Raw genomic sequence first — 25,628 nt, forward strand, 5'->3', positions numbered from 1 at the left:
CTGTCGCGCAAGACCAACCTGTGCACGGCGATCCGCTCGACCCAGGGCCAGGGCCTGATGCCGGATGGCACCTCGCGCTTTTCGATCGGCAAGGACAAGATCCATCACTATATGGGCTGCTCCACCTTTGCCAATTACACCGTGCTGCCGGAGATCGCGCTGGCCAAGGTCAACCCCGACGCGCCGTTCGACAAGATCTGCTATATCGGCTGCGGCGTCACCACCGGCATCGGCGCGGTGATCAACACGGCCAAGGTCGAGATCGGCGCGACCGCGATCGTCTTCGGCCTCGGCGGCATCGGCCTCAATGTCATCCAGGGCCTSMGGCTTGCCGGCGCCGACATGATCATCGGCGTCGATCTCAACAACGACAAGMAGGCCTGGGGCGAACGCTTYGGCATGACCCACTTCGTCAAYCCGAAGGAGGTTGGCGACGACATCGTGCCTTACCTCGTCAACATGACGAAGCGCGGGGCCGACCAGATCGGCGGCGCCGATTATACCTTCGATTGCACCGGCAACACCAAGGTGATGCGCCAGGCGCTCGAAGCCTCGCATCGCGGCTGGGGCAAGTCGGTGGTCATCGGCGTTGCCGGTGCSGGCCAGGAAATCTCCACCCGTCCGTTCCAGCTCGTCACCGGTCGCAGCTGGATGGGCACCGCCTTTGGCGGCGCCCGCGGCCGCACCGACGTGCCGAAGATTGTCGACTGGTACATGGAAGGCAAGATCGAGATCGATCCGATGATCACCCACACATACCTTCGATTGCACCGGCAACACCAAGGTGATGCGCCAGGCGCTCGAAGCCTCGCATCGCGGCTGGGGCAAGTCGGTGGTCATCGGCGTTGCCGGTGCCGGCCAGGAAATCTCCACCCGTCCGTTCCAGCTCGTCACCGGYCGCAGCTGGATGGGCACCGCCTTTGGCGGCGCCCGCGGCCGCACCGACGTGCCGAAGATTGTCGACTGGTACATGGAAGGCAAGATCGAGATCGATCCGATGATCACCCACACGATGCCGCTCGAAGACATCAACAAGGGCTTCGAACTGATGCATTCCGGCGAAAGCATCCGCAGCGTCGTGGTATACTGAGCGCGGGTTCAAGACCGCATCACGAATGCAATCCGTTCATCACATCGCCAAGCGTCCGCCCGGCGATGCCAATGATCTGCCGGGCATACCGCGCCGGCCATGAAGGAGGAGAAGCCCATGCCAAGCGTTGCGATACATCCATCCCTCGATTCCGGTTTCCAGGCCACCGATGCAGCCTTCTCGGGCGGCACACTTGTGTGCAACTGCGCGAGCAACCCTGTGAAGATCCGGATCAGGGGCGACATTGCCCATAACCATGCATGCGGCTGTACCAAGTGCTGGAAGCCCGATGGTGCTGTCTTCTCGGTCGTCGCCGTCGCGCCGACGGACAATGTCGAGATACTCGAAAACGGCGACAAGCTCGCTGTCGTGGACCCGACCGCTCTTATTCTGCGCCACGCCTGCAAGGACTGCGGCGTGCACATGTACGGCCCTGTCGAACGCGACCATCCGTTCAAGGGGCTTTCCTTCTTGCATCCTGAGCGGTTCCAGGAAACGGGCTGGGCGAAGCCGGGGTTTGCGGCTTTCGTGTCTTCGATCATCGAAAGCGGATACGATCCGGCAAAGATGGATGGCGTACGTGCCCGCCTGCGAGAGCTTGGTATTGAGCCCTATGACTGCCTCAACCCTGGGCTCATGGACTTCATCGCCACCTGGACGGCAAAGAAGAGTGGCGCGCTCAAAACCGAAACTGCCTGAACAAGTCTGCCGCAGACATCTCACCGTTCTCGACATCCACCAACAGGTAACATCGAATGGATCGCCTACAGCCCGAATTCAAAGACGAAATTCGTAGAATTGTTGGTGACGAAAATCTCAAGGACGGGGAGGCCATTGCCACGGTCGACCACGGAGTTGCACCTGAAAATCTCGGGGCAGGCGCCGTGGTCTACCCGAGAACGACCGATGAGGTTGCCGCCGTCGTCAAATGTTGCCTCGCCAACGGGATCTCGCTCGTCACCCATGGAGGACGAACCGGGCTCGTAGGCGGGGCGATGTCTCGGCCGGGCGAACTGGTGCTTTCAACCGCCCGCCTCAATCGAATCCTGGATATTTCACCAATCGAGCGGGTTGCGGTCGTGGAGGCCGGCGTGACACTGCAAGCGCTGCAAGTGGCGGCCGCGGAGCATCGACTTGAAACAGGGATCGATTTGCCATCGCGCGGTTCGGCAACGATCGGAGGTATGGCCTCGACGAATGCCGGGGGTATTGCAGCCTTTCGGTTTGGGGTCATGCGGCATCGCATTCTTGGCCTGGAGGCCGTGCTCGCGGATGGCTCGATCTATTCCGATCTTACACGGGTCGTGAAAAACGCGGCCGGCTATGATCTGAAACATCTCTTTGTGGGAGCCGAAGGAACACTCGGCATCATAACGCGTATTGCCGTCAAGCTTGAGCCCCAGCCCTTTGCCACGGCCACTGTCCTCTTCGGTTTACCGTCAGTTGATGCAGCGCTCGAGACAGTTCGTCGAGGTCTCGACGCCGAGTACGGTCAACTACGCGCTGCGGAAGCGATCTGGAACACCTATTTCCGTCTGACATCCGGCCATCATCGTTGGTCTGTCTCGGACTACAATGCCGAGCATCCGGTCAACCTGCTGGTTTCACTAAGCGGGGCCGAGGAGGGAGCGTTGCAATCGGAACTGGGACGTATCTATGAAGACGTCATCGAGGATCACCCCGACGCCTCAGCCGTCATTGCATCCTCAGGTGCGCAGGAGATGGATCTTTGGCGACTGCGCGAAGACACGGACCTCATCTACCGAAAGCATCCGAGCGCACCATCCTACGATGTCTCGGTTCCTCTATCGCAAGTCGGGTCTTATCTTAATCGCTGTCTTGCAGATCTCAGGGGACTGGATGCCACGTTCGATCCCTACGTGTTCGGCCATCTTGCTGACGGAAATCTCCATATCGTCCTCAACGCGGCTGGCAGTGACATTGCAGGCGAAAAGGCGAAAGCCATTGAGAAGGTGCTCTACAGGGACATAGTTACGATCGGCGGGTCATTCTCTGCCGAGCATGGGATCGGCACCAAGAGAGTGGGGTCACTGTCAGCCACATCGAACCCGGTCAAGCTGGCGCTGATGCATCGGGTCAAGGACACGCTCGATGCGTCCGCGATCCTCAATCCGGGAAAGGTGTTGCCCCGGCAACCGACCCTTCGGCGACGGGTTCACGCCACCCGATAGATCTGCGCCACCCCCCACCCCCGGAAAAGCCTTCGAGCTCATCAGCTTGAGAAGCGTCGGCGCGGCGATTTCGGAGAATAGCGGCAGGCCTTTGCTCAGCGCCGCGATGGGCTCACGCCCGCAATTCACGATCGAGCGGCCTTCGTGATCCCGCGTTTTGCTTCCATTGCCTGCGGCGAACTTTCCGCGGCACCCAATTGCTGCAACCTCCAACTTCACCTACATTGACCAAGTGGTAAAAAAGACGTGTTCCAAAACGCGCAATCAACCAGAGGGGAATTTAATGCATAGCAATTCCTTCAATTCCGCCATTTCCAGAAGAACCCTGATGAAAGTTGCTGGCGCATCCGCCGTGGTGGCCGCGGCGGGTCTGCCGAGCCGTCTGTTTGCTGCGGACCCGATAAAGGTGGCGGCCATCTATACCGTCCCGGTCGAGCAGCAGTGGGTCAGCCGTATCCACAAGGCAGCTAATGCCGCCAAGGAGCGCGGCGACATCGAATATGTCTATTCTGAAAACACCGCGAACAACGATTACGAGCGCGTCATGCGCGAATATTGCGAGGCCGGCCACAAGCTGATCCTGGGCGAGGTCTTCGGCGTCGAGGATGCCGCCCGCGCCGTCGCCAAAGACTATCCTGACGTCGCCTTCCTGATGGGCTCGAGCTTCAAGCCCGATGCCGCCGTGCCGAACTTTTCGGTTTTCGACAACTATATCCAGGACGCATCCTATCTGTCCGGCCTGGTCGCCGGCGCAATGACCAAGTCCAAGAACATCGGCATGGTGGGAGGCTATCCGATCCCGGAGGTCAACCGGCTGATGAACGCGTTCATGGCTGGCGTGAATGAAGTGGCCCCGGACACCAAGTTCCAGGTCGCCTTCATCGGCTCGTGGTTCGATCCGCCCAAGGCCAAGGAGACCGCATTCGCCCAGATCGATGGCGGTGCGGACCTTCTATATGCCGAGCGTTTCGGCGTGTCCGACGCCGCCAAGGAGAAGAAAGTCCTGGCCATTGGCAATGTCATCGATACCCAGGCGGACTATCCGGACACCGTTGTCGTCTCCGCGCTGTGGCATTTCGAACCGACACTCGACAAGGCTATCGCCGAAGTGAAGGCCGGCACTTTCAAGGCCGACGACTACGGCGTCTATTCCTTCATGAAGAACGGCGGCTGTTCGCTCGCGCCTCTCGGCACCTTCGACAGCAAGGTTCCGGACGACATCAAGGCCAAGGTCGCGGAGAAGGAAAAGATGATCGAGGATGGCTCGTTCGCCGTCGAGATCAACGACGCCGAGCCAAAATCGAGCTAGCCCTCTTCTCCTTCCGTTCATGGGAGAGGTGGTTGGCAATGCCGGACGAGGGATTACCCTTCGCCGGCAGCGACCATTCCCTCCCTGGACGAGAAAGGAAGCCCCCCGCAACGCCACTTCCGGTCACCGATGTGTCAAGCAATCCCGCCCTTCGTCTTTCACGCATCAGCAAGCGTTTCGGCCCGCTCCGAGCCAACGAGGCCATTTCCTTCGACCTGAAGCGGGGCGAAGTCATCGCGCTTCTCGGGGAGAACGGCGCCGGCAAGACGACGCTGATGAACATTCTCTTCGGCCACTACATCGCAGACGAAGGAACCGTAGAGGCCTTTGGCAAGCCGCTTCCGCCGGGAGATCCGCGCGCAGCCCTCGATGCCGGCATCGGCATGGTCCACCAGCACTTCACTCTCGCCGACAACATGACGGTGCAGGAAAACATCGCGCTTGGCACGCAGGGCCTCTGGCGCATGCGGCTCGACCGGGCCGCAGCGCGGCGGCGCATCGCGCAACTGTCTACCGATTTCGGCCTCGCCGTCGATCCCGCGGCCACCGTCTCCACCCTTTCGGTCGGCGAACGCCAGCGCGTCGAGATCCTGAAGGCCCTTTATCGCGAAGCCCGCATTCTCATCCTGGACGAGCCGACGGCTGTTCTGACCCCCGACGAGACCGACGCATTGTTCCGGACGCTGAAACTGCTCGTCGCCAAAGGCCTGTCGATCATCTTCATCTCCCACAAGTTGCACGAAGTGATGGCTGTCAGCGATCGTGTACTGGTTCTGCGCTCCGGCCAGCTCGTCGGCGAGCGCGAGACAGGCTCGACCGATCGCAAAGAACTGGCCTCCCTCATGGTTGGCCAGGAGGTCAAGCCGGCGGAGGTCAGCCCGGTGAAACTGGGCGCACCGCTGCTGGCGCTCGAGGGCGTCTCAACAGCGCCGTATAACGGAGCCGGCCTCGATAAGGTGTCGCTCACGCTGACAGCTGGTGAAATCACCGGCCTTGCCGGCGTTGCCGGCAATGGTCAGGCTGTCCTTGCCGGCCTCATCGCCGGCATCCGGCGTCCAACCGGCGGCAGCATTTCCATCGCCGGGCAGGAAGTCGCTGACTGGTCGCCGCGCGCTGCGCTCGCCCATGGCGTGGCCCGCATTCCGGAAGACCGCCACGCTATCGGCAGCATCGGCGACATGAGTGTGGCGGAGAACGTCATCGCCGAACGCTACCGGAGCCCGCGGTTCAACCGCATGGGCTTCCTGAACTGGAAAGCCGCCGGCCGCTTCGCCGAGAAACTCATTGCCGACTACGACGTCAAATGCCCCTCGCCCGAGGCCCGCATACGCCTGCTCTCGGGCGGCAATATGCAGAAGCTCATCCTCGGCCGAGCCCTTGATCCCGACCCGGCGGTCATCCTTGCAAGCCAGCCGACCCGCGGCCTCGATGTCGGCGCCGTCGCCTATGTTCACCGCATGTTGCTTGAAGCGCGGGAAAGGGGCGCGGCGATATTGCTGATTTCGGAGGACCTTGAGGAAATCCTGGCATTGTCCGACCGCATCATCGTCATGTCCAAGGGGCGCTTATCGACGCCGTCTTCGCGCGGTGAACGCAGCATTCGGGAACTGGGGGAGCTGATGGCAGGCCACAGCGGGGAGCCTAGCGATCATGCGGCTTGAGCCGAAGCCCGCACCGTCATTGACGGTCACCTTGCTGTTTCCGCTGGCAGCCATCGCCACCACGCTGCTGCTGACGTCGATGCTGGTTCTTGCCGCTGGCGCTTCGCCACTGTCCGTCTTCTATCTTGTGGCCAAGGGTGCGGCCGGCTCGCAGTTCGCGCTCATGGAAACCTTGACCCGCGCGACGCCGCTGATCTTCACGGGCTTGGCGATCGCCGTCGCCTTCCGGGCCAAGCTCTGGAACATCGGCGCAGAAGCGCAACTCTACATCGGGGGCGTCGTCACCGTGGTGCTGGGAACCGGCGCGCTGCCGCTACCTTCGGTCATTCTGATCCCGGTGATCATGGCCGCCGTCATGGCCGCAGGCGCAATGCTTCTGCTTGGCCCGGCCGTGCTGAAGACCCGCTTCGGCGTCGATGAGGTGGTGACCACGCTGCTGCTCAACTTCATCGTCCTGTTGTTCGTGTCGATGCTGCTTGAAGGTGTGCTCAAGGATCCGATGGGGCTCGGCTGGCCGCAATCGCAGAAGGTGATCGCCGAAGCGCAATTGCCACGCCTCATCCAGGGCAAGCGCCTGCACTATGGTTTCGTCATTGCCCTTGCTTCGGCCGTTCTCGTCTGGGTCGTCATGAAAAAGACGGTTCTCGGCTACGAAATGCGCGCCGTCGGCCTCAATGCCGAGGGCGCACGCTTTGTCGGCATTCTGGTCAACCGCACGCTCATGAAGACGGCGCTGCTTTCGGGCGGGTTGGCCGCACTTGCCGGCTTTTCAGAAGTCTCGGGGCTCAAGGGCAACCTGACGCTCGACCTGTCGCCGGGCTACGGCTACTCCGGCATCGTCGTCGCGATGCTGGCCATGCTCAACCCGCTCGGCGTCATCGCATCGGCCATCTTCGTCGCCGGCATTTTCGTCGGCGCCGATGCCATGAGCCGTGCGGCCAAGGTGCCGAGTTACATAGCCCACGTCATGGTCGCCACCTCGCTGCTGACGATGGTTGTCGCGATCCTTCTGACGCGATTCCGGATAAGGTGGAGGTGACATGGACGCGCTTGAGATCCTCTTCACCGCCTCCTTCTGGGTCGCCGCCATCCGCATAGCATCGCCGCTGATCTTCGCAACCATGGGCGAGTTGATCTGCGAGCGCGCGGGCGTCCTCAACCTCGGCATCGAGGGGATCATGACGGCAGGCGCCTTCGCCGGCTGGTTCACCGTCTATTCTGGCGGCGATCTTTTGGCCGGCGTGCTGGTCGCTGCCCTGGTCGGTGCCATGTTCGGCTTGCTGCACGCCACGCTCACGGTACCGCTCGGCCTGTCGCAACACGTCGTCGGCATCGGCGTTACGCTGCTTGCTACAAGCCTTACCTATTTCACCTATCGTCTTGCGCTGCCCGAGGTGACGTCGCCGCCCAAGATCGAGCCGTTCCAGCCCTTGCCGATCCCGGGCCTGTCCAGCATTCCTGTCGTTGGTGAGGCGCTGTTTACCCAGACGCCGCTGACCTATCTCGCATTCGTGTCGGTCGCAGCCGTCGCCTGGATCCTCTATCGCACCCCCATTGGCCTTGCCGTTCGCGCTGCGGGTGAAAACCCGTCGGCGGTCGAGGCGCAAGGCATTTCGGTCACCGGCATACGCATGGGCGCCGTCGCCGTCGGCAGCGCGCTGATGGCGGTCGGCGGCGCCTTTCTCACCATCTCGGCCTTCAATTCCTTCTTCTTCCAGATGATCAATGGGCGCGGCTGGATTTGCATCGCGCTGGTCGTCTTCGGCTCCTGGCGACCAGGAAAGGCGCTGATCGGCGCCATCCTGTTTGCCGCATTCGATGCCTATCAGGTTCGCCTGCAGCAGATATCGGGCGGTATCGTGCCCTATCAGGTTTTCCTGATGATGCCCTATGCGCTGTCGATCCTGGCGCTGATCCTGGTCGCACGCCGCGCCACCTATCCCAAAGCTTTGATGATCCCGTACCAGAAAGGCGAAAGATGAGTTTCGACCTGATCGTAAAGGGCGGCACGCTGCCCGATGGAACCGTCGCCGATATCGGCATCAAGGGCGACAGGATCGCCGCGATCGAGCCCCGTATCGATGCCGGGGCCGGTCGTGTCGTCGATGCCTCGGGCAACCTCGTCAGCCAGCCCTTTGTGGATCCGCATTTCCATATGGACGCAACGCTGTCCTACGGCCTGCCGCGTATCAATGCCTCAGGCACGCTGCTCGAAGGCATCGCGCTGTGGGGCGAACTCAAGCCGCTCCTGACCCACGAGGCCGTCAAGGAACGCGCGCTGGCCTATTGCGACTGGGCGGTCTCGATGGGCCTCCTCGCCATCCGCACCCATGTCGATACCTGCGACGACCGCCTTCTTGCGGTCGAAGCGCTGCTCGAGGTCAAGAAGGAGATCGCGCCCTATATCGATCTCCAGCTCGTCGCCTTCCCGCAGGACGGGCTCTACCGCTCGGCGAATGCGCGCGAGAACACCATCCGCGCCCTCGACATGGGCGTCGACATCGTCGGCGGCATCCCGCATTTCGAGCGGACCATGTCCGACGGCACGCGTTCCGTTACCGAACTTTGCGAGATCGCGGCCGAGCGCGGCCTGATGGTCGACCTGCATTGCGACGAGACCGACGATCCTCTGTCGCGCCATATCGAGCAGCTTGCCTATGAGACCCGGAGGCTCGGCCTGCAAGGCCGGGTGGCTGGCTCGCACCTTACCTCGATGCATTCGATGGACAACTACTACGTCTCGAAACTGCTGCCGCTGATTGCGGAAGCCGGTGTCTCGGCGATCCCCAATCCACTGATCAACATCATGCTGCAGGGGCGGCACGATACCTATCCCAAGCGGCGTGGCCTGACGCGAGTGCCCGAAATGCTGAAGGCCGGCATCCGCACCGGCTGGGGTCAGGATTGCGTGCTCGATCCCTGGTACTCCCTCGGCACAGCCGACATGCTCGATGTCGCCTTCATGGGATTGCACGTCGCCCAGATGTCCTCGCCCGCGGACATGCGCACCTGTTTCGACATGGTCACCAAGGTCAATGCCGAGATCATGGGACTCGATCATCTCGGTCTAGCCGTCGGCAAATCGGCAAGCCTCGTTGTGCTCAATGCGGGTAACCCCATCGAGGCGGTGCGCCTGCGCGCCGAGCGGCTCTGTGTCGTGGCGAAGGGCAAGGTCGTGGCTGAACGCGAGAAGCGCGATACGGCCCTGTCCATCAAGGGCCGTCCGGCGACCATCAACCGCCGCCACATCGTGCCACCGCAGCCACGCTGAACGGACTGGACGAGAACAGAACGGGAGGGCCCGAATACCCCAGAGCGTCATCCGGTTCATCGAGAAAATTTCCGCGAGTGACGGGCTGATCATTTCGAGCCCTGAATATGTCCGCAGCATTCCCTGCAGCCTCAAAAACCCGATCGATTGGCTGCTCGGGCCGGCATCAGCGCGCTTATCTATCCCTTTACGTATCCAAAGCCTTCAACGATCTTTTCATCCCGGACGCGCAAATTTGTCTAACGCCGCTTCGCCAGCACAGATCGAGACAGCACAACCGCGAGGCCGATCAGAATTGTCGCGACGATGAAGAGGAAGGCCGCTGCCGCAATCGCCGGGCTGATGTTCTCACGGATACTCGAAAACATCTGCCGGGCCAGCGTACGCTGGTTGGGACCGGCGACAAAGAGCGTCAGCACAACCTCGTCCAGCGAGGTGGCGAAGGCCAGCACCGCGCCGGAGAGCACGCCGGGCATGGCGAGCGGCAGGGTCACGCGGCGGAAGACCGTTGCGGGCGAAGCGCCGAGGCTTTGTGCGGCGAGTTCCACGCGTTCGTCGATGCCGGCAAGCGCGCCGATGACGCTGACCACGACGAAGGGCACGGCGACGACAGTGTGGGCGATGATCACGCCGGCATAGCTGTTCGTCAGGCCGAAACCCGCGAGCAGCACCTGCATGCCGACACCGAGCACGACAGCGGGCACCACCATGGGCAGTAGAAAAAGCGTGCGTATTGACCCGCGGAAGAAGAGGAGGCGGTTGCGCAGGCCGAGCGAGGCGGCGGTGCCAAGCACGGTGGCGAGCAGCGTCGTGCCCGTCCCGATGATCAGGCTGTTAAAGATCGCCCGCCGCCAGGCATCTGCCGTGAACAATTCCTCGAACCAGCGCAGCGACCAGGACGGGATCGGGTAGGTGAGGATGACGCTCGAGGTGAAGGCGAGCGGCAGGATGGCGATGAGCGGCGCGACGAGGAAGAGGATCGTCAGCGAGGCGAAAGCGAACTTGGTGAGCTTCATCGGCATGACCTAGCGCCTCCCCGGCTCGTCAGTGGAGAGCCGCGCATAGACACTATAGAGCAGCAGCGTCGCGACAAGCAGCACGACGCCAAGCGCCCCGGCCATGCCCCAGTTCGCAGAACCTGTGGCGTAGAAGGCGATGATCGAGCTGATCATCTGGTCGCCCGGCCCGCCAATCAGAGCCGGGGTGATGTAGTAGCCGATTGCAGAAATGAAGACGAGCAGACTGCCGGAGGCGACGCCGCGCAGGCTCAGCGGCAGCAGCACGCGCAGGAACGCGCGCCAGGGCGGCGCTCCGAGCGAGGCGGCCGCCGGCATCAGGTTCTTCGGGATGGTAATAAGCACCGAATAGATTGGCAGCACCATGAAAGGCAGCAGCACATGGGTCATGGCGATGATGACGCCGGTGCGATTGAAGATCAACGGCAGCGGCGCATCGATCAGGCCGAGCGTTTGCAGAAGGTCGTTGATCAACCCTTTTTCCTGCAACAGGATGAACCAGGCGGCGGTGCGTACCAGAAGCGAGGTCCAGAGCGGTAGCAGCACAGCAGCCAGCATCAGGTCGCGCTTCCAGCCGGTCAGCGAAGCCGCGATCATCGCATAGGGGAAGCCGATACCGGCGCAGGCGAAGGTGACAAGTGCGGCGATCCAGAAGGTGCGCACGAGGATAACCCGGTTGACGGACCGGTCGGCTGGGAGTTGCTCGATATCGCCGGCGGCATTGCGGCCGAGATCGACTGCGGCGAGCAGGTTGCGATCGGTGAGCGGCGAGAGCGCATCGGCGATGGCCAGCCAGAATTCCGGTTTCTCCCAACGCTTGTCGATGGAGACGAGGTCGGCGGGCGGGTTCGCCGTGTCGTCGAGCGCGCTGGTCGTCTTGGACATGAGCGTGCGGAAGCCGGAACGTGCGCTGTTGAGGCGGCGGACCATATCGCCGAGCGCCTGGTCGTCATCGACGGCCTTCAGGTCCTCCATCAGCGCCGTCTGCATGGGCATGGTCGGCGGCGACTTTCGATCCCAATCCGTCAGCACTTCGGCGCTGCGCGGAAGCAGGCGCAGCACGGCTGGATCCGACACCGCCTGCGACATCATGCTGAACAGCGGCCAGACGAAGAAGCCGATGAGGAAGAGAAGCAGCGGCGCAAGAAGAACGAGCGACCGCCCGGTCCGGGACGAGACTGCACTCATGGCGCGATGACCCGGCAATCGCCGGCTGAAAAGGCCGCATAGACCTTGGTGCCCGGCGGGAATTCGCGTGACCGGCGACCGAGCTTGGCGATCAGCGGTTGCGCTGCGTTCTGTAACTGCACACGCAGATGATCGCCCTGATAGACGGAATCGGTCACTTCCGTTTCCAGGCAATTGCGCGCTTCGCCGCGCGTTTCGCTGAGATCGACCCGCTCCGGCCGGATAGAGAGAAAGACGGGTTGGCCGGAGGCGACGCTGCCGGAAACGGCCGAAACGATATGCGCGCCGGACCGCAGGCGCACGGTCGCTTCCTGCCCCTGCACCGCCTCGACGACACCCTCGACCAGATTGGTCTCGCCGATAAATTCCGCGACGAAGCGCGTCGCCGGTTCGTCATAGACCTGCCGCGGCGTGCCAATCTGCTCAATCTTACCCTTGTTGAAGACGGCGACGCGGTCCGACATGGTCAGCGCCTCCGACTGGTCATGTGTGACGAAGACAATCGTTACGCCAAGGCGGCGGTGCAGGTCGCGAATGTCGAGCTGCATTTGCTCGCGCAACTGCTTGTCGAGCGCGCCGAGCGGCTCGTCCATCAGCACGACGCGCGGCTCGAAGACCAGCGCGCGGGAAAGCGCCACACGCTGTTGCTGCCCCCCGGAGAGTTGCGAAGGCCGGCGGTCGGCGAAGGCCGACAGCTGCACCATGTCCAGCGCTCGCGCCACGCGCTCGGCGATCTCCGCCTTGCCCAGCCTACGCATCTGCAACGGGAAGGCCACGTTCTCGCCGACCGACATATGCGGGAACAAAGCATAACTCTGGAAGACGACCCCCATGTCCCGCTTGTGGGTCGGCACGTCGTTGATCGCCGTCCCGTCCAGCAGGATATTGCCGGAGGTCGGCTGCTCGAAACCAGCCAGCATCATCAGGAGCGTCGTCTTGCCGGAGCCGGAGGGGCCGAGCAGGCTTACGAACTCGCCCTTGCCAATGCCGAGAGCCAGGTTTTCAACCACGCAGAGCGGGCCATAGAATTTGGTGATGCGGTCAAATCGAATGAATTCGGCCACGGAAGACTCCATCGCTAGAGGCGAAGGATGCGCCATCCGGAAAACCCGTGAGAACGCATCCGGCCAGGCAGGAAGGGCGCCCGTCGGAGCGCCCTTCGCGGCGAATGTTCTTACTGGGCCAGCCAGGCGTTGAAGCGCTGCGTCAGCGTTTCGGCATTGTCGATCCAGAAGTCCACATTCAGCGAGATCGACTCCGTCATGTTCGCCGGATCGGTCGGCAGGTCCTTGGCGAATTCCGCCGGAACCTTGGCTGCAGCTTCCTTGTTCGGCAGGCCGTAGGCGACGAATTCCGGCAGCTTCGCCTGATGTTCGGGCAGGCTTGCGAAGGCAATGAAGTCCTGTGCAGCGTCCTTGTTTTCCGCATCCTTCAGCACCACCCAGCTATCGACGGCGTAGATGCTGCCCGGCCAGACGACCTTGAAGTTCTTGCCTTCCGTGCGGTTGATGCCAGTGATGCGGCCGTTATAGGCCGACGTCATCGCCACTTCGCCAGAGGCGAGGAACTGCAGCGGCTGGGCGCCCGATTCCCACCAAACGATGTGCGGCTTCAGCTCGTCGAGCTTCTTAAATGCGCGCTCGACCCCTTCGTCGGTCCCAAGCACGTCGTACAGCTCGTCCTTAGAGACGCCATCGGCGAGCAGCGCGAATTCGAGCGTATATTTCGGGCCTTTTCGCAGCGAGCGCTTGCCGGGGAATTTTTCGACATTCCAGAAGTCCGCCCAGGAGGCCGGGCCTTCCTTCAGCTTATCACCGTCATAGGCGATCGCCGTCGACCAGACGATGGCGCCGACACCACAGTCATCGACCGCAGAATCGAGGAACTTGTCCTTGCCGCCCATCTTGTCCCAGTCGATCTTTTCATAGAGTCCGTCGGCACAGCCGAGCGCCAACTCTTCGGCTTCCACCTGCACGGCATCCCAGTTCGGCGCGCCGGCCTTGACCTTCGACTGGATGACGCCGATGCCGCCGTCCCAGGCTTCGTCGAGCACCGGCTTGCCGGTCTTTTCGGCGAAGGGCTTGAAATAGATGTTGCGCTGCGCGTCCTGATAGTTGCCGCCCCAGGAGACGACGGTCAGGTCCCGTGCGAATGCCGGTGCGGCAAGGCTTGCGGACAGCACGACGACGGCGGACGCCAGAACACCCGCTTGAAAGATAGTCTTCATTGCACTCCCCTTTTCTTCGTTTGTGAAGGAACCGCCGTCAGCCTCCGGCCCCCGTTGATGATCTCATGCGGACTGCTGACCCGTCCCTTTGGCGTATTGCGATGATTACAGCCTTTCCGCTCGTCGCGCCCTTTCTCCCCGGGCGTTTGTCCGACCGTATGATGCACTCCGGTCCTTGTCGGTCAGCGGGGATTTTCCCCAGTCGACCATCGTCAGACGTGTTGACCTCCGTTGATGTGAATTTCCGCGCCGTTGATGTAGGACGATGGCTCGGTGCAGAGGAAATAGATGGTCTCCGCGACCTCGCGCGGTTCGCCCAGTCTTCGCATCGGCACTTCCGCCGCCACCAGTTCATCCGTTCCGGGCGACAGGATCGACGTTTCGATCTCGCCCGGGGCGATGGCATTCGCCCTGACCCCGCGTTGGCCGAATTCGTGCGCCATTTCACGGGTCAGCGAGGCAAGCGCCGCCTTGGACGCCGCATAGGCAACGCCTGCGAAGGGGTGGACGCGCGAGCCGGCGATCGACGTAACATTGACGATCGAGCCCTTCGCCGCTTCCAGTTCCGGCATGAGTGCGCGGGCGATCAAAGCGGTCGAGATAAGATTGACGTTGAGCACCTGCGTCCAGACATCGGCATCCGTATCCAGCACACCGAGGCGGCTCTTGCCCGGCCCCTTCGGCGAAATGCCGGCATTATTGACGAGCGCGTGCAGCCGGCCGTTCGGCAGGCGCTCGCGCACCGTCGCTGCCAGGCGGTCGATCTGCGTGAGATCCGCGAGGTCGGCCTGGATATGGCTTTCGCGGGCGGAGGGCCAGGCGCATTCCTCTGAAAAGGATTGACGGGAAACGGTGAGAATGCGCCAGCCCTTCGACTGGAAGAGCTTGACCGTCGCATGACCGATCCCGCGGCTCGCACCCGTCAGCAACATGTAGCGGCATTCTTCGGTCATGGGAGCGTTCTCTGTTGATGCTTGATACATCGTAATAGGCCGCTCATGAATTGCAAGCCTCCTCTTCCAAGTGATGTCAGGCCCGGCGCGCCTCCCGCTCCGTTCCCCGTTCGATGCGCTCGAGGATCGGCTTGCCGCCGAGCAGGATATCGTCGACGATCGCCATCGAGGCGGCGGCGGAATCGTGCCGTTTCAGGGCTTCGACGACCGGGTAGTGATGGTCGATCATCGCACGTCCACCCTCTATATAGGCATCGGAAATGTGCGGCCCCATCTGCAGCCAGAGCCGCCGCAGGATGCCGTTCAGCACCGGCAGCCCAGCGATCTGCGGCAACAGGAAGTGGAAGGCTTGGTTGAGTTGCGTGCCCTTCAGCCGGTCGCCGGCCTCGATTGCCTGTTCATTTTCGCGCAAGATGCGTTCCAATGCCTCGATATCCGTGCTCGTCGCCACCTGGGCGGCGGTTTCCGCCGCCAATCCCTCCAGCCGGACACGGATTGCGCGGATCTCGCGGTAGCGGTTTTCGCTCAAACCCGGGATGCGGATGTCGCGCGGCGAGCGGAAGGTGATCGCCTCGTCATTGGCAAGCCGAAGGATGGCGTCGCGGATCGGTGTGACGCTCGTGCCGAATTGTTCCGCCAGATCACGGATCTTCAGCCGGTCGCCGGGCTGGAACCGTCCCTGGATCAGGGCATCGCACAACGCACCATAAACCGCGCTGTTGAGGTTCTCATGATCCAGTGACGTAAATTGAGGCATGGAACTGGTCCGCAAAATCGAATAACAAGATACTTGATGCATCTTTTTCGGCGTGTTTCAAGTATGACATGTCGCGGACATCTTCCGCCAAACGGCTTGCGGCGGCAATTTAGTCGGCACCGTGGTCAGCGGACGGCAGGGACAATCGAAGGAAATGCGGGCAACCCCACCAACGGAGCAAGCATGACGGAGCCATCGCCCACCGCCAAGAAGGCCGATTCCATGTCGGCGACGTGGAGTGCGACATCGCTTGCCGATGCCGAGGCCGCGGTGAAGCAGGTCTATGGCATGGGCGGCACGATCAGGCGGTTCTCCAGCGAAAGGGACGAGACCTTTCTTTTCACCCGCTCTGACGAAACGGACTTCATCCTCAAGATTGCCAATCCCGCCGAGGACCCGGCCGCGCTGGAATTCCAGGACGGTGCGCTCCTGCATCTGGAGGCTGCCGCCCCCGCCGTACCGGTGCCGCGGCTCATACTCACGAAAAGCGGAGAGCCTAGCCACACGCTTTCCACCGCCGATGGCCCGCGCATCATGCGCCTGCTCACTTTCCTGCGGGGAGAATTGCAGTACCGCACACCCGCCTCCGAGGCGCAGAGCCGCAACGTCGGCCGGGCGCTTGCGGAACTCGGGCTCGGCCTTGAGAACTATGACGGACGCCCGCCGGCGGGAAAGCTGATGTGGGACATTTCCCACACGCTCGATCTCACTGCCGTCCTCGACCATGTCGCGCCCGAACGCCGGGCGCAGGCGAAGGCCGTGCTGGCGGAGTTCGAGCGGGCGCTTCCCGCCATCACCAATCTCAAGCGGCGGCAGATCATCCACAACGACTTCAACCCGCACAATGTCTTGCTCGATCCGGCCGCACCCACCGCAGTCGTCGGCATCATCGATTTCGGCGACATGGTCCATGCGCCAGTCATCAACGATCTTGCCGTCGCGCTTTCCTATCATCTGGCGACGGAAAACTGGGCGGCGCGCACCAGTTCCTTCCTGGAGGGGTTCCTTTCGGCACGTGCGTTGGATCCTGCCGAAATTGAACTTCTACCAGTGTTGACCCGGTCGCGGCTGGCGATGTCTCTCATCATCGCCGAATGGCGCTCCGCACGCTTCCCGGAAAACCGCGACTACATTTTGCGCAACCACGCCACCGCCTGGCGGGGGCTTCAAAACATATCCGATCTGACGTCGGCCGGGCTGAAAAGGCTCGTGCCCAACCTTTCCGAGGCCTGATCATGTCGATGGTAAATGCCTTCTCGCGCGAAGATTTCGAACGGCTCAACGAAGCCGAACGGGCGCTGATCGCGCGCCGGGAAAAGGTGCTCGGTCCCGCCTACCGCCTCTTCTATGAAAAACCGCTGCATCTCGTGCGCGGCGAAGGCGTCTTTCTCTATGACGCGGCCGGCGAACGATATCTCGATGCCTACAACAACGTCGCCTCGCTCGGCCATTGCCACCCGCGCGTGGTGGAGGCGATCACCAGGCAAACCGCCGTGCTGAACACCCATACGCGCTACCTGCACGAAGGCATCGTCGACTATGCAGAGGCGCTGACGGCCACCTTCCCCGAGGCGCTCAGCCAGGTCATGTTCACCTGTACCGGCAGCGAGGCGAATGACCTTGCGGTGCGCATCGCCCGCTTCGTCACCGGCGGCACAGGCATCATCGCAACGGAGCTTGCCTATCACGGTCTCACGAGCGCCGTCGCGGAATTCTCGCCATCCCTCGGCGAAGCCGTGACGCTGGGGCCGCATGTGCGCACCGTGCCCGCCCCGGACGGCTACCGTCATTCCGCCGAAGAGATGGTGGAAAAGTTCGGCCGCGACGTGCGCGCGGCGATTGCCGACCTGAAGCGCCACGGCATCAAGCCGGCCATGCTGATCACCGACACGATCTTTTCCAGCGACGGTATTTTCGAGGGACCGAAAGGTTTTCTGAAGCCGGCGGTCGACGCCATCCATGAGGCCGGCGGTCTCTTCGTGGCGGATGAAGTACAGCCCGGCTTCGGCCGCACCGGCGAGGCCATGTGGGGCTTCGAACGCCACGGCGTCGCGCCCGATATGGTGACGATCGGCAAGCCGATGGGCAACGGCTACCCGATGGCCGGCATCGTTCTGCGCCCGGAGGTCATTGCCGAGTTCGGTCCTCGGGCGCGCTATTTCAACACGTTCGGCGGCAATCCAGTCGCGGCCGCCGCCGGCAAAGCCGTGCTGGACACGATCCGCATTGAAGGCCTGCAGCAGAATGCGCTGGTGGTTGGTCGCCACCTGATGGATAGGTTGAAGAGCCTCTCAGCTACCCATCCGGCGATCGGCGACGTGCGCGGGTCTGGGCTCTTCATCGGTGTCGAGATCATCGCGGACTCGGCGACAAAGCGTCCTGACGCGGCCCTGTCGACACGCATCGTCAACGGCCTGCGCGAGCGCCGCATCCTGATCAGCGCCTCAGGTCCCAATGCTAACGTTCTGAAGATCCGCCCTCCCCTCGTCTTCTCCCGCGAGAACGCCGACATGCTGGTTGACGCACTCGGCGACGTGCTGAGGACGCTCTGAAAGAATCGAAGCTGTCCTGCAAGGCCGGGTGGCCGGAGCGGCGTGGCCTGACGCGAGTGACCGAGATGCTGATGGCCCGCATCCGCACCGGCTGGGGTCAGATTGCGAGCTGGTGGCGTTATACTAAATTCGCAATATCAGTATAACACCACTCCCATCGGAGTCTCCGACTGTTATACTAACTTTCGCGATTCAGTATAACGGGGCAAATATGCGGCAGATCGACCTGATGTATCGCACGATGGCCGCTGAACTCGGTCAACGTTTGCTCGACGCCAGCTTCTCGGCCGATTTCCCGGTCGAAGGCCGCTTCGTGCCGGTCACGGTCAAAGCCCGCAAATACTGGTATTTCGACCAGCCAGGCGAAGGCGAGGGCCACCGGCAGAAACGCCGGTATGTTGGACCGACCGATGATCCCGAAATCAACAGGCGGGTAAAGGACTTCCGCGCGATCAAGGATGACGTCAAGGCCCGCCGTAAGCTGGTCACCACCCTCGTTCGCGAGGCTGGATTACCAGCTCCCGAACCGTTTTCCGGCGATGTCGTCGAGGCGCTGGCCCAGGCTGGCATTTTCCGCTTGCGGGCCTGCTTGGTAGGAACGGTAGCGTTCTCGACCTATGCGGGCCATCTTGGCGTCCGTCTTCCTGCCGCCTCGATGATGACAGGTGTTGCTGATTTCGCCCAGGACTACGCGATCAGCTCCGAAGTTGGGGGATTCGTTTCCGCCTATTCTTGAAATCCTACAAGGCGTCGATCCGACCTTCCGGCCGATCCCGCACCGCTCAGGGTCAACCCGATCAACGGCATTCAAGAACCGGGCGAGCTACAATGTGGAATTCTTGACCGGAATAGGGGTAGTGATGACTATCAAGATCAACCGGCCGACATGCCCGCCCTGGGTGGGGCAAGCGCCGATCCGCTGCGGTTTTTGGATTTCCTCATTTATGAGCCCGTGCGAGCCGTCCTGCTACACAAAAGCGGTATCTGCGTGATCGTCCCGGCTCCGGAGCGCTATGCTGTTCACAAGCTGATTGTGGCCTCCCGCCGCGTAGTCGATACGATTGGGGCTGCAAAGCGCGACAAAGACTTGAGGCAAGCGGTATTGCTCTTCGATGCGCTCGATGCTTCCAACCGTCTCGGCGAGCTGTCGGACGCTCTCAAGGAAGCCTGGGAAAGGGGAGAGGCCTGGCGCCATGCGATCCGGGCCGGAATGGGGTACATGTCCCGAGGGGATAGAGCTGCCACGGCCGCCTTGTTCCATGAACTGGGTGTCGATTACGAAGCGGAGTAGCACTCCGAAACATCATCAAGAGTATTATCGACGATCGTGAAGTCGGCACCCGGTGATGTCAGGGCCGCCAGAGATTCCGGTCCAGGTGCGACCATTTACCTCTGCAGTCGCGGTTTGGCTCTTCTCCCGGCGACCCGCACCCTGGCCAGTCCCACGGTCGCCCACCGAGCCGGACGTCTCACTGACCGCTGGACCATGGCTTGGAATACTGGCATCGTCGGCCGCGTATCGGTCCAGAAGAGCTGCGATCATCTTAGAGGGAGTGGCCGTGGAAGCCGGACATGACACCAGCGAGCTTGAAATGGTCGTCTTGATGACGCCCGACATGGCCAACTTCAGCGGCAAGGTCCATGGCGGCGCCCTGCTCAATCTTCTCGACCGCGTCGCGTTTTCCTGCGCCTCGCGCTATTCGCAGGAATATGCGGTGACCTTGTCAGTGGACCAGGTCGTCTTCCGGCAGCCGATCCATGTCGGCGAACTCGTGACCTTTCGCGCCTCGATCAATCAGGCCGGGCGGACCTCGATGGAAGTCGGGATCCGCGTCGAAGCCGAAAACATCCGCACCGGCGAGCGCAGGCACACGAACTCCTGCTATTTCACTATGGTGGCCGTCGATGCCGAGGGGCGTCCGACCGCGGTTCCGACTTACAATCCCGTGACCAGCATCCGAAAGCGACGCCAGCGCGCGGCGGAGGTGCGGAAAAACCTGCGGCGGGAGTTCGAGGCCCGCTTTCAAGCTGCTGGCTCGCCCACCGAAGCCTGATCGCCGCAATCCGTTTGCTCGCATGGTGGCTTCGCCCGGCGCCGGAGCCAAGGTCACTTTTTGCAACAAGGCCTCGCAAGGACCATTCCTGTGTTTGGCCCGGCGGCTTGATAGTGTATCTTTCACCGGCCGGAGCTAAATGGCCAAGGGGAGCGGTTCGCCACTTGCCCGGCGCATGGAGGGCGGCGTTGTTGGCCCTTAAGCCTGTTGAAGCCCATACATGCATTCGGCGCCTCTGCGGCGTGAATCCCGCGCAAATGTGCTGTGAGCATGCCCCCGCGTTCTGAAAAGCCACAATGACGCGTTCAAAACCATCGCGCCGCGTTCTGCATCTGGCGCCATTTTCGTGAACAAGCGAAGCCACCTATCAACGCCTGCTGCCACGGGAACCAACACCGTCGTTGCGGGCTCGGGATAACGGAGATTCAAATGTCCACATCCGAGACGGGACTTCAGTTTACAGAGGGCGTCGCCAACGGCGAGGTCCGGTATGATCTGGAGGATTTCATCCGCGCATCCGGCATTCCGCCGCTCGAAGCCCACGAAATGTTTACGAAATACGGGCCTTACAAGTCGGACCTCGACCCTTTGATCAAGGCGCGGGCCGAACAGCATATGGACCTGATGAAATAGCATCAGCTGCGTTGCCCGCCGGCAGATCGCGGCGGGCAACGCAGAATACATTTTCCCGGCAATATCCAAAGCCACGCCCGGCCGTCAGTCAGCGGAATAACGCTGCTCAAGCCAAGGGTCGCCACGCATGTGGTAGCCATTGCGCTCCCAGAAACCGGCCTCGTCGCCGGCTCGAAAATCGATGCGCGTCAGCCACTTTGCGCTCTTCCAGAAATAGAGATGCGGCACGACAAGCCGCATCGGCCCGCCATGGGTGCGGCTGATCGGCTTGCCCTCCCAATCGGTCGCAAGGATCGCGTGTTCCGAGGCAAAATCGGCGAGCGGCAGATTGGTCGTATAACCATCGTAGCTCGTCAGCATCACATGAGACGCTTCAGGCTTCGGCATGACCAGGTCGAGCAGGTCGTGCGTCAAGACCCCTTGCCAGCGATTGTCGTAGCGCGACCAGGTGGTGACGCAATGGATGTCGGAGAGGCTGTCGCTCTGCGGCAATGCCTTGAACGCTATCCAATCCAGCGACAGGCGCTGTTCGACGAGGCCGGTCACATCCAGCCGCCAGCGCTCCACGCCGATCGCGGGCTGCTGCCCGAGGTCCAGCACCGGCCAATCCCGAACAAGGTGCTGGCCCGGCGGCAATCGTTCGTCCTCAGGCCGGGCTGCGCGCCCGGTGAGGAACTTGCCGGCCGCCGCCCAACGCCGCTTCGTCGTCGTCAGCTTGGTTCCCGTTGGGGGTTCTTCGTCGGTCATCGGGTGCTCCTCCGGTCCGCGCGGATTAGAAGACCCGTCGCGGTTTCCGTCAAGCATCAGAGACGGGAGCTGTCTCTAGCGCAGCACGATCCGCAAGGCAGCCTGCGTCTCCCTCAGGAGCGGCAGATAGCGTTCGACCATTTCAGCAGCCGGCACATGTGCGGCCGGCGCGCCGATGTTGAGTGCCGCGACGATCTGGTTGCGATCGTTTTGAAGCGGAACGGCGATGGAGCAAAGACCGATTTCCAGCTCCTGGTCGATGATCGCATAGCCTTGGTGACGCACGCGGCCGATTTCGGCCATCAGTTCTTCCGTGTCGGTTCTCGTATGAGGTGTGTTTGCCTTGAGATCCGAGCGGGCGAGCACGTCCCTCGCCTGCTGTTCCGGCAAGGCGGCGAGCCACACGCGCCCCATTGATGCGCAATAGGCAGGAAGCCTGGAGCCCGGCATCAGGCTGATCGACATCACCCGCCTTTGCGAGGCGCGCGCGATATAGACAATCTCAGTGCCGTCGAGAACCGAGGCGGAAGCGCTTTGACCTGCCCGCTCCGAGAGCTGGTCGAGATAGGGCTGGACGATCGTCGGCAGAGGTGTCGCCGAGAGGTAGGCGTGGCCGAGCCGCAGGATTTTCGGGGTCAGAGAAAAGAACTTCCCGTCATAGTCGGCGTAGCCGAGCTCCGAGAGCGTCAGCAGCGAGCGGCGCACGGTCGCCCGGTCCAGACCAGTAATCTTCGCCGCCTCGGTGATCGTCAGCTTCTGCTGTGTCTCACCAAAAGCCTCGATGACGGTCAGCCCGCGGGCAAAACCGCTGACAAAATCGGTTTCTCTCATGGCTCATCCTCGTTCTACCGGCAATTAATCTGTGCGATATACGAACAAATGTCAAATATCGCACAAAATGTTTGACGCTCACTGTTTTTGAGAGCCTATTTCGGGCCAATACAGGCAAGGGGAGCTTGTCGGCCCGCACTCCATGGACCGCGAAAGACGACGCGTCAGCTCTTCCCACCGCCTGCAGACAACCATGCGCCCGCCGATTGGCGGCAACGCTCAAATCAGAAGAGAGGAAACATGGCGAAGATCGTTTCGCTCGCCGAGGCCATCGGCGACAATGTCAGGGATGGCGACACCGTTGCCATGGAGGGTTTCACCCATCTGATCCCCTATGCTGCCGGACATGAAGTGATCCGCCAGGGTCGAAAGAACCTGTTTCTCGTGCGCATGACGCCGGACATCCTCTATGATCAGCTGATCGGCGTGGGTGCTGCCCGCGGCATGAAATTCTCCTGGGGCGGCAATCCCGGTGTCGGCTCGCTTCACCGCTTCCGCGACGCAGTCGAAAACCAGTGGCCGCGGCCGCTCGAAATCGAAGAACACTCTCATGCGGCCATGGCCAACGCTTATGAGGCGGGTGCGGCGAACCTGCCGTTTGCGATGCTGCGTGGCTACATCGGCGCCGACCTTCCGAAGGTGAACGCGAACATCAAGCAGATCACCTGCCCCTTCACGTCCGAAGTGCTGGCCGCCGTTCCGGCGATCCGGCCGGATGTGACGATCATCCACGCCCAGCGGGCCGATAGGAAGGGCAACGTGCTCATCGAAGGCATCGTCGGCGTGCAGAAAGAGGCGGTGCTTGCAGCCAAGCGCTCGATCGTCACGGTTGAGGAAATCGTCGACGAGCTTGCACCACCGTCGCCCAACTCCGTCGTGCTCCCCACCTGGGCAGTAACGGCGGTCAGCCATGTGCCGGGCGGCGCCTTCCCGTCCTACGCCCACGGCTACTATCCGCGCTCGAACGCTTTCTACATCGGCTGGGACGAGATCGCCCGCGACCGCGAGAGTTTTACCGCATGGATCAAGGAGAACGTGCTCGACGCAGGGCCTGAAGATTTTGCACGACACGCCGGCAGGAAGCCGGCGAAGGCCGCTTGAGGAGGCGACGATGACGGATTTCACCCCAAACGAGATGATGACCATCGCAGCCTCGCGCGAACTTTCCAACGACGACGTCTGCTTCGTCGGCATCGGTGCGCCATCGGCCGCCTGCAACGTGGCGCGGTTGACCCACGCCCCCGACATTACGCTCATCTACGAAAGCGGAACCGTCGGCACCAAGCCGGATGTTCTCCCCTTGTCGATCGGAGACGGCGAGCTTTGCGATACCGCCCTCTTCACCGTCTCGGTGCCGGAGATGTTTCGCTACTGGCTGCAGGGCGGCCGCATTACCACCGGGTTTCTCGGCGGCGCGCAGATCGACAAGTTCGCCAACCTTAACACCACGGTCGTCGGTCCCTATGACCATCCGAAGGTCCGGCTGCCGGGCGGCGGCGGCGCTCCGGAGATCGCGTCGAATTGCGGCCGCATCTTCATCACCATGGCGCTCTCCAAGCGCGGCTTCGTCGAAAAGCTGCCCTTCATCACCTCGATGGGTCATGGCGAAGGCGGCGATCATCGCGAACGGCTCGGCATGAATACCAAGGGACCCACTCGCATCATCACCGATCTCTGCATTCTGGAGCCCGATCCGGTGACCAAGGAACTAACTGTTGTTTCGATCCATCACGGCGTCACACGTGACCAGATCGTCGACAATTGCGGCTGGCCGATCAAATTCGCCGGAGAGGTCATCGAGACGCCGGTGCCGACTGAGATCGAACTGGCGACGCTTCGCGACATCAACGCGCGCACGAAGAAGGCCCACCAGGGCAACAAGGAGGTCGCGTAAATGGCCGATGCTTATATCTGCGATTATATCCGCACGCCGATCGGCCGCTTCGGCGGCGCGCTCTCGTCAGTCAGGACAGACGACCTCGGCGCCATACCGCTGAAGGCGCTGATCGAACGCAACCCTTCGCTCGATTGGGAAGCGGTCGATGACGTCATCTTCGGCTGCGCCAATCAGGCAGGCGAAGACAACCGCAACGTCGCGCGCATGTCGCTGCTTCTGGCCGGGTTGCCGGCGAGCGTGACCGGCACCACGATCAACCGCCTCTGCGGTTCGGGCATGGATGCCGTCATCGCTGCCGCACGTGCCATCAAAGCGGGCGAAGCCGAATTGATGATTGCCGGCGGCGTCGAGAGCATGTCGCGGGCTCCCTTCGTGATGCCGAAAGCGGAGAGCGCATTTTCGCGCAATGCCGAGATCTATGACACCACCATCGGCTGGCGGTTCGTCAACCCGCTGATGAAGAAGCAATATGGCGTCGATTCCATGCCGGAGACCGGCGAAAACGTCGCCGAAGATTTCAAGGTAAGTCGAGAAGACCAGGACGCCTTTGCGCTGCGCAGCCAGGCGAAGGCGGCAGCCGCGCAAGCCAACGGTCGCCTGGCGAAGGAAATCGTCGCCGTCACCATTCCGCAGCGCAAGGGCGACCCGACTGTCGTCGAAAGAGACGAACATCCCCGCGCCACGACGATGGAGGCACTTGCCAAGCTCGGCACGCCCTTCAAGAAGGAGGGGGGCACGGTCACCGCCGGCAATGCGTCGGGCGTTAATGATGGCGCGGCGGCGTTGATCATTGCCTCCGAGGCGGCGGTCAGGAGATACGGCCTCAAACCTATCGCCCGTATCCTCGGCGGGGCCACCGCCGGCGTTGAACCGCGCATCATGGGTTTCGGCCCGGCCCCGGCCTCGAAGAAATTGATGGCGCGTCTTCGCCTGGCGCAGGAACAGTTCGATGTCATCGAGCTCAACGAAGCCTTTGCCTCGCAGGGACTAGCGACGCTGCGCGATCTCGGCATTGCCGACGACGACGGCCGCGTCAACCGCAATGGCGGCGCCATTGCCCTTGGCCATCCGCTCGGCATGTCCGGCGCCCGCATTACAGGGACGGCCGCGCTTGAGCTCGCGGAAACCGGCGGACGTTATGCACTGTCAACCATGTGCATCGGCGTCGGCCAGGGCATCGCCGTGGCGCTCGAGCGCGTCTAAAGCACTCCGCGGTTTTGCGGTAACGCATGCTCGGTAAGCGCATCTGA

The 25,628-nt window shown here is 62.2% G+C and carries 23 protein-coding genes and 4 pseudogenes; 19 read left to right on the forward strand and 8 right to left on the reverse strand.

Translation table 11 applies throughout. The annotated features are described in order from the left end of the window. From ASD00_RS24645 to ASD00_RS41925, 10 genes and pseudogenes are all read left to right on the forward strand, one after another. Positions 1-756: pseudogene (locus tag ASD00_RS24645) on the forward strand (zinc-binding dehydrogenase); the annotation flags it as partial. 13 nt (positions 757-769) lie between these two features. Further along, a pseudogene (locus ASD00_RS39225) lies at positions 770-1,090 on the forward strand (S-(hydroxymethyl)glutathione dehydrogenase); the annotation flags it as partial. 117 nt (positions 1,091-1,207) lie between these two features. Beyond that, positions 1,208-1,789 carry an S-(hydroxymethyl)glutathione synthase gene (gene gfa / locus ASD00_RS24650; RefSeq protein WP_057209727.1) on the forward strand — a complete coding sequence of 194 codons (582 nt, stop codon included), beginning with the start codon at positions 1,208-1,210 and terminating at the stop codon, positions 1,787-1,789. A 56-nt stretch (positions 1,790-1,845) separates the two neighbouring features. Beyond that, complete coding sequence (locus ASD00_RS24655) at positions 1,846-3,282, forward strand: FAD-binding oxidoreductase (RefSeq protein WP_057209729.1); 1,437 nt, start codon at positions 1,846-1,848, stop codon at positions 3,280-3,282. 283 nt (positions 3,283-3,565) lie between these two features. Next, on the forward strand, positions 3,566-4,591 hold the full coding sequence (locus tag ASD00_RS24660; protein ID WP_057209731.1) for a BMP family protein: 1,026 nt from the start codon (positions 3,566-3,568) through the stop codon (positions 4,589-4,591). Between the two features lie 131 nt (positions 4,592-4,722). Then, entirely contained in the window at positions 4,723-6,252 is a 1,530-nt protein-coding gene (locus ASD00_RS24665) for an ABC transporter ATP-binding protein (protein WP_057209733.1), read from the forward strand. Beyond that, entirely contained in the window at positions 6,242-7,291 is a 1,050-nt protein-coding gene (locus ASD00_RS24670) for an ABC transporter permease (RefSeq protein ID WP_057209735.1), read from the forward strand. Before ASD00_RS24665 ends, ASD00_RS24670 begins: the two co-directional genes overlap by 11 nt. A gap of 1 nt (position 7,292) precedes the next feature. Further along, positions 7,293-8,234, forward strand: a complete 942-nt coding sequence (locus ASD00_RS24675) for an ABC transporter permease (protein WP_057209737.1) — start codon at positions 7,293-7,295, stop codon at positions 8,232-8,234. Next, the gene (locus tag ASD00_RS24680; protein ID WP_057209739.1) at positions 8,231-9,523 is read left to right on the forward strand and encodes an amidohydrolase family protein; all 1,293 of its coding nucleotides are present in this window, start codon (positions 8,231-8,233) and stop codon (positions 9,521-9,523) included. Before ASD00_RS24675 ends, ASD00_RS24680 begins: the two co-directional genes overlap by 4 nt. 34 nt (positions 9,524-9,557) lie before the next feature. Continuing rightward, positions 9,558-9,680 (forward strand): annotated as a pseudogene (locus ASD00_RS41925) (NAD(P)H-dependent oxidoreductase); the annotation flags it as partial. 82 nt (positions 9,681-9,762) lie between these two features. Here the strand turns inward: ASD00_RS41925 and ASD00_RS24685 are convergent. From ASD00_RS24685 to ASD00_RS24710, 6 genes are all read right to left on the reverse strand, one after another. Continuing rightward, complete coding sequence (locus tag ASD00_RS24685; protein ID WP_025429174.1) at positions 9,763-10,545, reverse strand: ABC transporter permease; 783 nt, start codon at positions 10,543-10,545, stop codon at positions 9,763-9,765. A 3-nt stretch (positions 10,546-10,548) separates the two neighbouring features. Continuing rightward, a complete protein-coding gene (locus ASD00_RS24690; RefSeq protein ID WP_057209741.1) occupies positions 10,549-11,727 on the reverse strand; it encodes an ABC transporter permease in 1,179 nt (392 codons plus the stop codon). Then, a complete protein-coding gene (locus ASD00_RS24695; RefSeq protein WP_171520168.1) occupies positions 11,724-12,791 on the reverse strand; it encodes an ABC transporter ATP-binding protein in 1,068 nt (355 codons plus the stop codon). Before ASD00_RS24695 ends, ASD00_RS24690 begins: the two co-directional genes overlap by 4 nt. 110 nt (positions 12,792-12,901) lie before the next feature. Next, complete coding sequence (locus ASD00_RS24700; RefSeq protein ID WP_025429177.1) at positions 12,902-13,954, reverse strand: ABC transporter substrate-binding protein; 1,053 nt, start codon at positions 13,952-13,954, stop codon at positions 12,902-12,904. 212 nt (positions 13,955-14,166) lie between these two features. Further along, positions 14,167-14,907: an SDR family oxidoreductase gene (locus tag ASD00_RS24705; protein WP_025429178.1), complete on the reverse strand. Its 741-nt coding sequence runs from the start codon at positions 14,905-14,907 to the stop codon at positions 14,167-14,169. A 76-nt stretch (positions 14,908-14,983) separates the two neighbouring features. After that, positions 14,984-15,664 carry a GntR family transcriptional regulator gene (locus ASD00_RS24710; RefSeq protein WP_025429179.1) on the reverse strand — a complete coding sequence of 227 codons (681 nt, stop codon included), beginning with the start codon at positions 15,662-15,664 and terminating at the stop codon, positions 14,984-14,986. 183 nt (positions 15,665-15,847) lie between these two features. Here ASD00_RS24710 and ASD00_RS24715 point away from each other — a divergent pair, with 183 nt between their 5' ends. From ASD00_RS24715 to ASD00_RS24735, 6 genes and pseudogenes are all read left to right on the forward strand, one after another. Beyond that, entirely contained in the window at positions 15,848-16,897 is a 1,050-nt protein-coding gene (locus ASD00_RS24715; RefSeq protein WP_057209746.1) for a phosphotransferase enzyme family protein, read from the forward strand. A gap of 2 nt (positions 16,898-16,899) precedes the next feature. Next, positions 16,900-18,216 (forward strand): aspartate aminotransferase family protein, encoded by a 1,317-nt coding sequence (locus ASD00_RS24720; RefSeq protein ID WP_057209748.1) that lies wholly within the window; start codon positions 16,900-16,902, stop codon positions 18,214-18,216. Positions 18,217-18,427: 211 nt separating this feature from the next. Further along, positions 18,428-18,952, forward strand: a complete 525-nt coding sequence (locus tag ASD00_RS42350; RefSeq protein ID WP_280137513.1) for a GSU2403 family nucleotidyltransferase fold protein — start codon at positions 18,428-18,430, stop codon at positions 18,950-18,952. Beyond that, positions 18,882-19,507, forward strand: a pseudogene (locus tag ASD00_RS42355) (GSU2403 family nucleotidyltransferase fold protein). The gene ASD00_RS42350 and the pseudogene ASD00_RS42355 overlap by 71 nt, the downstream one beginning before the upstream one ends. Before the next feature lie 301 nt (positions 19,508-19,808). Next, positions 19,809-20,270: an acyl-CoA thioesterase gene (locus ASD00_RS24730; protein WP_038578389.1), complete on the forward strand. Its 462-nt coding sequence runs from the start codon at positions 19,809-19,811 to the stop codon at positions 20,268-20,270. 429 nt (positions 20,271-20,699) lie between these two features. Further along, positions 20,700-20,903 (forward strand): hypothetical protein, encoded by a 204-nt coding sequence (locus ASD00_RS24735; protein WP_025429185.1) that lies wholly within the window; start codon positions 20,700-20,702, stop codon positions 20,901-20,903. 84 nt (positions 20,904-20,987) lie between these two features. Here the strand turns inward: ASD00_RS24735 and ASD00_RS24740 are convergent, their stop codons facing one another. Both ASD00_RS24740 and ASD00_RS24745 read right to left on the reverse strand, forming a co-directional pair. Beyond that, entirely contained in the window at positions 20,988-21,650 is a 663-nt protein-coding gene (locus ASD00_RS24740) for a sulfite oxidase-like oxidoreductase (protein ID WP_057209750.1), read from the reverse strand. A 75-nt stretch (positions 21,651-21,725) separates the two neighbouring features. Further along, entirely contained in the window at positions 21,726-22,481 is a 756-nt protein-coding gene (locus ASD00_RS24745) for an IclR family transcriptional regulator (protein WP_025429187.1), read from the reverse strand. Between the two features lie 240 nt (positions 22,482-22,721). Between ASD00_RS24745 and ASD00_RS24750 the strand changes: the two genes are divergently transcribed. The 3 genes from ASD00_RS24750 to pcaF are packed head-to-tail and all read left to right on the forward strand — an operon-like array spanning position 22,722 to position 25,581. Then, complete coding sequence (locus ASD00_RS24750) at positions 22,722-23,582, forward strand: CoA transferase subunit A (protein WP_057209752.1); 861 nt, start codon at positions 22,722-22,724, stop codon at positions 23,580-23,582. 10 nt (positions 23,583-23,592) lie between these two features. Further along, positions 23,593-24,375: a CoA-transferase subunit beta gene (locus ASD00_RS24755; protein ID WP_057209753.1), complete on the forward strand. Its 783-nt coding sequence runs from the start codon at positions 23,593-23,595 to the stop codon at positions 24,373-24,375. Next, positions 24,376-25,581 (forward strand): 3-oxoadipyl-CoA thiolase, encoded by a 1,206-nt coding sequence (pcaF, locus tag ASD00_RS24760; RefSeq protein WP_057209754.1) that lies wholly within the window; start codon positions 24,376-24,378, stop codon positions 25,579-25,581. Positions 25,582-25,628: the final 47 nt, after the last annotated feature.

It is taken from the genome of Ensifer sp. Root31 (assembly GCF_001424825.1).
Taxonomy (GTDB): Bacteria; Pseudomonadota; Alphaproteobacteria; order Rhizobiales; family Rhizobiaceae; genus Ensifer; species Ensifer canadensis.